Raw genomic sequence first — 1,727 nt, 5'->3', positions numbered from 1 at the left:
CCTGTCGGCTGATGAGTCAGGCTCGCCGAGGAACCCGGTCTTGCGAAGATGGTCTGTGAGGAGCTTTTCTATCAAGGACGTCAGGGATCTCTGATCTGCCGCCGCCGCCCGGTCCGCCGCTTCTTTCAGGCTCGGCGATATACGCAGATTGATCTGCGATGTCTTTTTTTCTCGCATTTTGTATATACAACCTCTTTACGTTCATGGTTTCAATGTATATACATCCTATACGCAAAAAACAAACAGCCCCCGAAGATGCTGGAACATCGTCGAGGGCCTAACCACCGTGATCATCAGGAGATCAACCATGGCTACTTTTGCCCTTATCACGCCCTCGGGCGGCGCGGAACCGTGTGCGCATTTTGCGCCTTCGTTGGTGTCGCGTGGCTTCACGCGGCTGAACAGCGCCTTGGCGCGGTACATCGACTGTGAGCGCGACCTTGATGGCGTGCATTGCTTTGATCCGGCCTTCCTCGACGGGATGGTTGACGCGGAAGCGGCTCGGTCGACCGTACTCGACTGCATTACCATGATCACCGACGCGCCAATTGCGCGAGAGTCCGACAAGCCGCTGCAGCGCAGCGCAGTGCTGACCCGCGCCCTGATCGACAGCGACAAAGGCGCCGAGTTCACCGGGCTGTACCAATTGCTCGGCAGCCATCCGTCGTTCTTTGCCGCCCGGACGACGATGTGATCGGCCCGATGCTTCAGACGCACCAGGACCATCTGCGCGCCCTCGCCGATCTTGGTGAGTTTGCAGAAAACCCGGATGTTCCGAATTGCCCGGACCACACCCTTGATGGCGCTTCCTGGATTTTCTCCGTCTTCGCCTGACCCCGGCCCAAATCGCCACGCTTGCCTTCCGGTGTCCTGATCGGCGCCGGAGGCCTGTGCTGGCCTGCCCATTTCACCGTGCCCGACCTCGGGCTGCGGCACGATCCCCCCTTCCTGGAGATATCCGCTATGAACAGTCCGCTGACTCATCTTTCCCAGATCACTCACGACAGGCCTGTTCCGAACGGCATGCCCATTCATGAACACTGGCACGACATCGCCAAGGACAAAGGCTTCGCGATCACATGCCGCGTCGATGACCGTTACCACCTGATGTTGCGCTGCGACGCCTGCGGCAAGGCGCACCGCAGCAAGCTCTATGTCTTGATGCAGAGCCAGCCGCAATGTCCGCACTGCGTGGAAGCTCGTTGGCGAGACGATGCGAAAGCGGCGGGGCTGATCTGGCGCAAGCGCGATCCGGAAGACCGCCACTACGGCTATTACCAAGCGCCCTGCGGGCATGAACTCTGGCGCCAGTTTGCATTCGTCAAACGGATCGCCGCCGGCGTGTGCGACCATCGCTGCGAGATCTGTCAGCACGAGAAGGAACAGGCCGAGGCACAAGCGAGGGGCTGGGCCCTGATCGGCCCCGCGCGTGATCACGGTCCGAACTATCGGACCTATCGCCACGGCTGCGGCCACGAGCAGGCCATCGCCCGCATCAACATGCAATCGGGGCGCTTCAACTGCGCATGTTGCGGCGAGGGCTGGACCACCGCCACAAGCTACATCTACTGCATGCGCTTTGCGCTTCCCGACAAGTCGCCGTTCGTGAAGCTCGGGTTTTCCCGGAACCCGGACAGTCGGCTGTCCTATCAGCTCAAGCGCAGCCCGGAGATCCGCGGCGAGATCCTGCGCTCGGTGCGTATCGCGGCAGGGGCCAAAGCGCAGAG

General features: G+C 61.0%; 4 protein-coding genes. 3 read left to right on the top strand and 1 reads right to left on the bottom strand.

Annotated elements, in window-relative coordinates:
• The coding region (locus Q4543_RS24770) for a toxin-antitoxin system HicB family antitoxin (protein ID WP_368502201.1) at positions 1 to 177 on the bottom strand (177 nt) is incomplete at its 3' end.
• 130 nt (positions 178 to 307) lie between these two features.
• On the opposite strand from Q4543_RS24770, the gene Q4543_RS24285 reads away from it, so the two are divergent.
• The 3 genes from Q4543_RS24285 to Q4543_RS24275 form a co-directional block, all read left to right on the top strand.
• Positions 308 to 694 carry a hypothetical protein gene (locus Q4543_RS24285; protein WP_303442706.1) on the top strand — a complete coding sequence of 129 codons (387 nt, stop codon included), beginning with the start codon at positions 308 to 310 and terminating at the stop codon, positions 692 to 694.
• Positions 691 to 834 carry a hypothetical protein gene (locus Q4543_RS24280; protein ID WP_303442703.1) on the top strand — a complete coding sequence of 48 codons (144 nt, stop codon included), beginning with the start codon at positions 691 to 693 and terminating at the stop codon, positions 832 to 834. Before Q4543_RS24285 ends, Q4543_RS24280 begins: the two co-directional genes overlap by 4 nt.
• Positions 835 to 963: 129 nt before the next feature.
• Positions 964 to 1,727 (top strand): GIY-YIG nuclease family protein (locus Q4543_RS24275; RefSeq protein WP_303442700.1); only part of this gene is annotated, 764 nt, incomplete at its 3' end.

Origin of the sequence: Salipiger sp. 1_MG-2023 (assembly GCF_030547555.1) — a bacterium.
GTDB lineage: Bacteria > Pseudomonadota > Alphaproteobacteria > Rhodobacterales > Rhodobacteraceae > Salipiger.
This window is presented reverse-complemented; position numbering and strand designations above follow the sequence as displayed.

Coding starts and splice junctions, on each gene's coding strand:
- Q4543_RS24285 (WP_303442706.1), top strand. CDS start 308: ATGGCTACTTTTGCCCTTATCACGCCCTCGGGCGGCGCGGAACCGTGT.